This is a genomic window from Flavobacterium muglaense, from assembly GCF_014305155.1.
Classification (GTDB): domain Bacteria; phylum Bacteroidota; class Bacteroidia; order Flavobacteriales; family Flavobacteriaceae; genus Flavobacterium; species Flavobacterium muglaense.
Genome location: NZ_JACRUK010000036.1, coordinates 33,235 through 40,370, shown reverse-complemented (window position 1 = coordinate 40,370; position 7,136 = coordinate 33,235). Strand labels below are relative to the sequence as shown.

Here is a 7,136-nt window from a genome sequence, read left to right as displayed (position 1 = left end):
TAGGGCGATTAGCTCAGCTGGTTCAGAGCACCTCGTTTACACCGAGGGGGTCGGGGGTTCGAACCCCTCATCGCCCACAAGTCTAATAACAAATGGTTTTAAAACCCTATAAATCTTAAGATTTATAGGGTTTTTTCTTTTGCGCATATACCAAATTATTCATTCAATCTTAATTGGAAAGGGACAAAATCGAGACCCTAAAAAATTTACAATTTAGGGTCTCGCTAAATCTTCTCAATACTTGCAAACAGTCGTACTAGTAACCAGTTCAATGCTTGTTCAAAATATGTACATCTTGTTTGCTACCAATTAGAAAATTAAATTGAATACTAATTAAAAGGTTAACACTATGAAAGCAAAAATCACTTTACACATTTATACGAAAACCACAAAAGCTAATGTAGCTGGACAATTACCAATTTATATTCGATTAACCGTTGACGGTCAACGCTTCGAATTCAGTTCCAAGAAATTCATTGATAAATCAAAATGGTCTCCAGAACTATCCAAAATGAAGGGCAGCTCCGAAGAAGCTAGAACATTAAATAACTATCTTGATTTGATGAAATCTAAAGTTTTTGATATTCAAATGCAGTTAATCCATAAAAATGAAGAATTATCCCTGGAGAATTTCAAGTCAAGAATATTAGGTACCCATCAACGAGAGCGAATGATAATTCCAATTTATCAAAATCACAATGATAAAATCGAAGACCTCATCGGAAATGGATATGCTTACGGAACGTTAGAACGGTTTAAAATATCTTTAAAACACCTGCAAGAATTCATTTTGTGGAAATATAATGTTTCAGACATTAGCATTGCTAAAATTGATTATGCTTTTATAACCGAATTTGAATTCTATTTACGATGTGTAAAAAAATGCAATAACAATACTGCGGTTAAATATGTTAGGAATTTTAGAAAAATAATCAAGATTTGTCTGGACAATGATTGGTTAGATAAAAATCCTTGTAGTAGATACGAAGGAAAAATGAAAGAAGTGGAACGGGATTTTCTTACTGAAGAAGAATTAAACAGAATTTATAACAAACGCTTTTCATCAGAACGATTAAATTTAGTAAAAGATATTTTCATTTTCTCTTGTTACACCGGATTGTCTTATGTTGATGTAAAAGGTTTGAAGAAAGATCACATTGCAATAGGCATCGATGGCGAAAAATGGATATTCAAAAATCGCCAGAAAACAGATACAAAGTCAAAAATTCCTGTGCTGCCAATTGCCCAAGAAATCATCCAAAAATACTCTGATCATCCAAAGTGTTTAAATGAAGATAGCGTCTTGCCTATTTTGACCAATCAAAAAATGAATGCCTATCTCAAAGAAATTGGTGACTTATGCGACATTCCTAAAGAAATTACTTTCCACATGGCTCGACACACTTTCGCCACATCTGTAACACTTACAAATGGCGTTCCTATTGAAACCGTAAGCAAAATGCTAGGTCATAAAAATATACAGACTACACAACACTACGCAAAAATTTTAGACAAAAAAGTAAGTGAGGATATGCAGGTTTTAAGAGATAAAATGAAGCGAATTATTATAATTTCAAAGGCTAATTAATTTTATTACCTACTGCTTTCAAGAAATTTGAATAATAATAATAATATTATTATAAAACAGGGGATTCAATAAAGATATAAGAGTTATTTATAATTGATTTTATGCATAAAAAATGCTAATTTTACAAAAAAACAATGTCCGAAGAATTAAAATATTGGTATTTGCGAGATCATAAATTGTTTAGAACTTTGAACTATAATCAGATTAAGCAATTATGTATTATAGTTAAATATAAGAAAGCGAATAAAGGAGAAATAATTTATTTTTCGTCTTCAGATTTACCAAGAATTTTTTTGCTAACAAAAGGACACATAAAAATTGTTGAAATTGATGAAGATGGGAACGAAATTATTAAAGACATTATTCAAAAGGGAGATTTATTTGGTGAATTGTCATTAGAGAATGATATTACTTCAAACGAATATGCAAAAGCATTAACGGAGGATGTTAGTATTTGTAGTTTTTTAATGTCGGATTTTGAAAATTTATTGTTGCAATACCCAAATTTGTCATTATCATATACAAAATTTGTTGGTTTAAAATTAAAAAATATTAAAAATCAATATTCTAATCTTGTTTCTAAAGATGCTAAAAATAGATTATTGCACTTTCTAAAAGAATGGGCAACTAAAGACGGATTGATAGATAAGAAAAGAGTAATAATTGATAATTATTTAACTCAAAACGATATTGCTCAAATTATTTGTACTTCTCGCCAAACAGCAACAACTTTACTTAAAGAGTTAGAGGATATGGGAATTCTTTCATATGATAGAAAAAAAATAATTATTGAAGATATTACCAAACTTAATTAAAAGTTAATAAAGTCCTAATTATCTCCAATTGTAAATTAGGTGACACTATTACCTTTTTCATCTCAATAAATTTGTACTATAAAATTTAAAAAGATGAAAAAAATTAATATACAAATTAGCGCACTACTTTTATTTTCAGTTCTTTTTTTAACTGCTTTTAACCAGTTTAAGAAAAATGAATTAAAAGCGGTTGAAGTTATTAGTAACAATGATACTATAACAAAACCCAGCAATCCTTACTATTCCAACACAAGTACAAAAAAGCTAAAACTTTCCGATGCTGATTGGGAAAAAGTACTTTCACCTGATGTTTATGCCGTTTCAAGGCATGCAGATACCGAGCGACCTTTTACCGGAAAATATTGGGACACTGATGAAAAAGGAACTTATTACTGCGCAGCTTGTGGTTTTAAACTTTTTCGTTCTAGAGCAAAATTTTCTAGCAACTGCGGTTGGCCAAGTTTCTTTGAGCAAGCCAATTCAAAAAGTGTAGTTTACAAAAAAGACAATTCATTAGGAGTAGAACGTTTGGAAGCGCTTTGTGGCAGATGCGACGGACATTTAGGACATCTTTTTGATGATGGTCCAGAACCAACTGGCAAAAGATATTGTATGAACTCAATCGCATTAGACTTTATTCCTAATCACAAAAAATAATCACAATGGAAGATTCATTTTTAAAAACAGTACTTTACACAGGTTTGATAATCTTAACTCTAGGTATATCAAGTTTTACTTTAAAAAAAGTAATAGAAAACAAAGAAAGTAAAACTGCAACAGAAGGTTTTGCAGTACTTGAACTTTTTACCTCACAAGGTTGCAGCAGTTGTCCGCCAGCTGATTCAGTTTTAGCTAAATACGCTACTCAAAACAATCCAAATATTATTCCATTAGCGTTTCATGTTGATTATTGGAACCGACTTGGGTGGAATGATCCATTCAGTAAATCAGAATTCACCGCAAGGCAAAGCAACTACGTTAGTCAATTAAATGCACAAGGAAATTATACTCCACAAATTGTGATAAACGGCAAATATGAATTAGTAGGAAGTAAAGAAACTGCTATTGAAAGTATAGTAAACAAAGAATTAGCTTTAAAAAATACGTTCCATATCAACATCGAAAAATCATCTATCAATGAAAATACTTTGAATATAGAATATGAAACTGGTGCTACGGCTGCCAGTATCATTACCAATTTAGCATTGGTAAAGAAAAAAGAGTTCACAAATATCAAACGAGGTGAAAATAGTGGTTTAAAACAAACGAGTTACAATATAGTTTACGATTTTAAAACTATAAAAAGTCACTCAAATACTATCAACAAAACAAGTTTTGAATTTAATACAAATAAAATACCATCAGATTTTATGGTAGTTGCCTACCTTCAAAATTCAACTACAGGCGCAATAATTGGAGCAACAAAATCAGAAATTAAATGAATTTAATCAATTTGATAGATAGCTGACAAAATGCTTCTTTAATCTATATTATTTTGCAGTATTAAATAAAAAACTAAATTAATGGAAACCTCACTAAAAAATAAAAAAATACTCATTACAGCCGGACCAACTAGAGAATATATTGATCCTGTTCGATTTATATCAAACGAAAGTAGTGGTAAAATGGGTTATGCAATTGCTGAAGCTTTGCATCAAATGGGTGCAGATGTTATTTTAATTAGTGGTCCAGTATCAATAACCTCATCATTTCCAAAGAATAAAATAGTTTCCGTTATGAGTGGCAATCAAATGTATGAAGCTTGTCAAAAACATTTTGAAAATATTGATGTTGCTATTTTTTGTGCAGCTGTTGCCGATTACAAAGCAAAGAATACTTCGGTTATAAAAATCAAGAAAATCGAAAACGAAACCACATTAGAATTAGAAAAAAATGTTGACATCGCTTTTGAATTTGGAAAAGTAAAAACTGAAAATCAAAAATCTGTTGGGTTTGCTTTGGAAACTAACAATATTCATGAAAATGCTGTAGACAAACTCAAAAAGAAAAACTTTGATTTAATAGTTGTTAATTCGCCTAATGTTAATGAGGGTTTTGGTTATGACACAAATAAAATAACAATTGTAGATAAAAATTTATCACTTTTTTCATTTCCTTTAAAAAACAAAAAAGAAGTTGCATTAGATATCTTAACACATCTTAAAAACAGTTATAACATTATAGAAGAAGAAAATAATCATTTGGTTAATAATTTGATTTGATTGTTAGTTGTGTCAATAATAACAATTTATAACTCTATGAAACTAGAACCCAAATTTAAGTTACTTTTTATAATAATTGCTTTTGCTTCTTTGTCAATCAATGCACAAGAAGTAGTAAAAAACTTTGCGTCAAACAGTTATGAAATTGATACGTTAAATGAATTAAAAAAAGAATTTGGAACAAATAAAATTATTCCAACTCTTTATGAAACACAAATCCTAATTGCTCTTTCCTACTTTCCAGAACTAAAAAACACAATTATCGAGTTCAAACTAAAAAAAACAAACACACCACTTTCTTCAAGACCTAATTTTTTTGGATTATTACAATCATCAAAAAAAAGAAAATACATTATAACAATAAGTGAATTAACCAATTCAAGACTAGAACCAATCCTTCTCAAAAATTTAAATTTTAATGCTCAAATTGGTGTCTTAGGGCATGAACTTTCTCATGTTTCGGATTATATGACCAAAAGTTTTAGCAAAATGTGTAATCTTCTACTAATTGAAATCTTTTCTAAAAATCAAGTCGACAAATTAGAGTCAAGAACAGATCACATTTGCATTAACCACGGATTGGGGTATCAATTATTGGATTGGAGCAAATCAGTGAGAAAAAATCTAAATATCGACAATTGGCGTGGAGCTGATAACTTTAAATATATGACAAAAAAAGAACGCTATTTAAATCCTGAAACAATTATTCAAATTTTAAAAATTAATCCGTTATATCATCAAGATGAAAACTTTACAAATAAAATGATATGAAAGGAAAGTCCACAGTTTTAGTTTAGATAACTAAAGTCTGAAAAGTTGCAAGATTAAAAAAGAGCTTCTACAAAATCAGAGATTAAATATAAACTTGAAAAAAGTCTACTAATTAGCAGTAAAAGTTTATGGAGACTGAAAGAGATATGCTCTAAAATGTATAGTTTTAACTTCTTTTGAACTAATTAAAAGTATTTCAGCCAATTAATTTTAAAAATAAAAACAACGGTTTTGTAAGTTAACGGACATTTTCACTTTTTTTATTGTCTTAAATTTGTACAACAAATATTTATAGAAACTATGCAAAAAAGTGTATTAGCAATAATTTTAGGCGGAGGACAAGGTTCTAGATTATCACCACTAACAGAAAACAGATCCAAACCTGCTGTTCCAATTGCAGGAAAATATCGATTGGTAGATATTCCAATATCCAATTGTATCAATTCAAATATAAATCGAATGTTTGTTTTGACACAATTTAATTCGGCTTCTTTAAATCAACATATCAAAAACACATATCATTTTAGCCATTTTAGTTCGGCTTTTGTTGATATTTTAGCTGCAGAACAAACTCCTGATAATCCTACTTGGTTTCAAGGAACAGCAGATGCTGTTAGGCAATGTATGCCTCATTTTAATAGTCATGATTATGATTATGCGCTAATTTTATCGGGTGATCAATTGTATCAAATGGATTTTAATGAAATGATTACTGCACACCGAGAAAGCGGAGCAACTATTTCAATCGCTACTTTACCTGTAGATGCTAAAGATGCTCCAGAATTTGGAATTTTAAAAACTGATTCTGATAATTTTATTACCTCATTTATAGAAAAACCAAGTCCTAATTTATTACCTCAATGGGAATCTGAAGTTAGTGAGGAAATGAGAGCAAAAGGCAAAAATTATTTAGCATCAATGGGGATTTATATATTTAACCGAGAGCTATTAAATGAATTAATGTATCAAACAGAAACGAAAGATTTTGGCAAAGAAATTATTCCGCAAGCTATTGGAAAACAAAAAATATTAAGTTATCAATACGAAGGATACTGGACTGATATTGGTAACATTGACTCCTTTTTTGAAGCTAATTTAGGATTAACCGATGACATTCCGAAATTTAATCTTTTTGATAATTCAAGTAAAATATATACTCGTGCTAGGGTTTTACCACCATCAAAAATCACAGGTTCGTCCACTATTGACAAATCAATTATTGCTGAAGGCTGTATCATTAATGGTGTTTCAATTAAACATTCTGTTGTAGGAATTAGAAGTAGAATTGGCAAAGATTCAACAATTACAAACTCCTATTTAATGGGTAACGATTATTATCAAAATTTAGAAGAAATTCATATCAATAACATAAAAAAACTAATAAATATTGGTATTGGAGAGAGATGTGTTTTAAACAATACTATTGTAGATAAAAATTGTCGAATTGGTAATGATGTGAAATTAATTGGTGGTAAACATCTTGAAAATAAAAATACTGAATTGTATACAATTAAAGACGGTATAATTGTAGTTAAAAAAGGAGCTATTCTATCGAATGGATTTGAAGTAGTATAACATTAATTTTGGTGTAATTTTTCCCAATTGCAGTCTGCTCTTATTATTCGTTCTTCTTTATCTTTTAACCAATCTTCTCTATATTTTAAATTACAATTTAAATATAATTTGTCATTTACAATTGTAAAAGCTATTGGTTTTGTTGAGGCTTTGTAACCATTTGAC

The 7,136-nt window shown here is 29.5% G+C and carries 7 protein-coding genes and 1 tRNA gene; all 8 read left to right on the top strand.

The annotated features are described in order from the left end of the window. The first annotated feature begins 2 nt into the window (after nucleotides 1–2). The 8 genes from H8R24_RS13220 to H8R24_RS13185 all read left to right on the top strand — a co-directional run bounded on the left by H8R24_RS13220 (nucleotide 3) and on the right by H8R24_RS13185 (nucleotide 6,971). A tRNA-Val gene (locus H8R24_RS13220) sits at nucleotides 3–77 on the top strand. 272 nt (nucleotides 78–349) lie between these two features. Next, nucleotides 350–1,588 carry a site-specific integrase gene (locus H8R24_RS13215; protein ID WP_187019804.1) on the top strand — a complete coding sequence of 413 codons (1,239 nt, stop codon included), beginning with the start codon at nucleotides 350–352 and terminating at the stop codon, nucleotides 1,586–1,588. 134 nt (nucleotides 1,589–1,722) lie between these two features. Next, a complete protein-coding gene (locus tag H8R24_RS13210; protein ID WP_187019801.1) occupies nucleotides 1,723–2,403 on the top strand; it encodes a Crp/Fnr family transcriptional regulator in 681 nt (226 codons plus the stop codon). Nucleotides 2,404–2,496: 93 nt separating this feature from the next. Continuing rightward, nucleotides 2,497–3,060 (top strand): peptide-methionine (R)-S-oxide reductase MsrB, encoded by a 564-nt coding sequence (msrB, locus tag H8R24_RS13205; protein WP_187019799.1) that lies wholly within the window; start codon nucleotides 2,497–2,499, stop codon nucleotides 3,058–3,060. 5 nt (nucleotides 3,061–3,065) lie between these two features. Next, on the top strand, nucleotides 3,066–3,845 hold the full coding sequence (locus H8R24_RS13200; protein ID WP_187019796.1) for a DUF1223 domain-containing protein: 780 nt from the start codon (nucleotides 3,066–3,068) through the stop codon (nucleotides 3,843–3,845). An 81-nt stretch (nucleotides 3,846–3,926) separates the two neighbouring features. After that, the gene (locus H8R24_RS13195) at nucleotides 3,927–4,625 is read left to right on the top strand and encodes a phosphopantothenoylcysteine decarboxylase domain-containing protein (RefSeq protein ID WP_187019794.1); all 699 of its coding nucleotides are present in this window, start codon (nucleotides 3,927–3,929) and stop codon (nucleotides 4,623–4,625) included. Between the two features lie 36 nt (nucleotides 4,626–4,661). After that, a complete protein-coding gene (locus tag H8R24_RS13190) occupies nucleotides 4,662–5,396 on the top strand; it encodes a hypothetical protein (RefSeq protein ID WP_187019791.1) in 735 nt (244 codons plus the stop codon). A gap of 300 nt (nucleotides 5,397–5,696) precedes the next feature. After that, nucleotides 5,697–6,971 (top strand): glucose-1-phosphate adenylyltransferase, encoded by a 1,275-nt coding sequence (locus tag H8R24_RS13185; protein ID WP_222617406.1) that lies wholly within the window; start codon nucleotides 5,697–5,699, stop codon nucleotides 6,969–6,971. Nucleotides 6,972–7,136 lie beyond the last annotated feature (165 nt).

What these genes read in the sequence shown, in the direction of transcription:
- H8R24_RS13195 (WP_187019794.1), top strand. Translation starts at nt 3,927, where the DNA reads ATGGAAACCTCACTAAAAAATAAAAAAATACTCATTACAGCCGGACCA.
- H8R24_RS13210 (WP_187019801.1), top strand. Translation starts at nt 1,723, where the DNA reads ATGTCCGAAGAATTAAAATATTGGTATTTGCGAGATCATAAATTGTTT.
- H8R24_RS13215 (WP_187019804.1), top strand. Translation starts at nt 350, where the DNA reads ATGAAAGCAAAAATCACTTTACACATTTATACGAAAACCACAAAAGCT.
- H8R24_RS13190 (WP_187019791.1), top strand. Translation starts at nt 4,662, where the DNA reads ATGAAACTAGAACCCAAATTTAAGTTACTTTTTATAATAATTGCTTTT.
- msrB (WP_187019799.1), top strand. Translation starts at nt 2,497, where the DNA reads ATGAAAAAAATTAATATACAAATTAGCGCACTACTTTTATTTTCAGTT.
- H8R24_RS13185 (WP_222617406.1), top strand. Translation starts at nt 5,697, where the DNA reads ATGCAAAAAAGTGTATTAGCAATAATTTTAGGCGGAGGACAAGGTTCT.
- H8R24_RS13200 (WP_187019796.1), top strand. Translation starts at nt 3,066, where the DNA reads ATGGAAGATTCATTTTTAAAAACAGTACTTTACACAGGTTTGATAATC.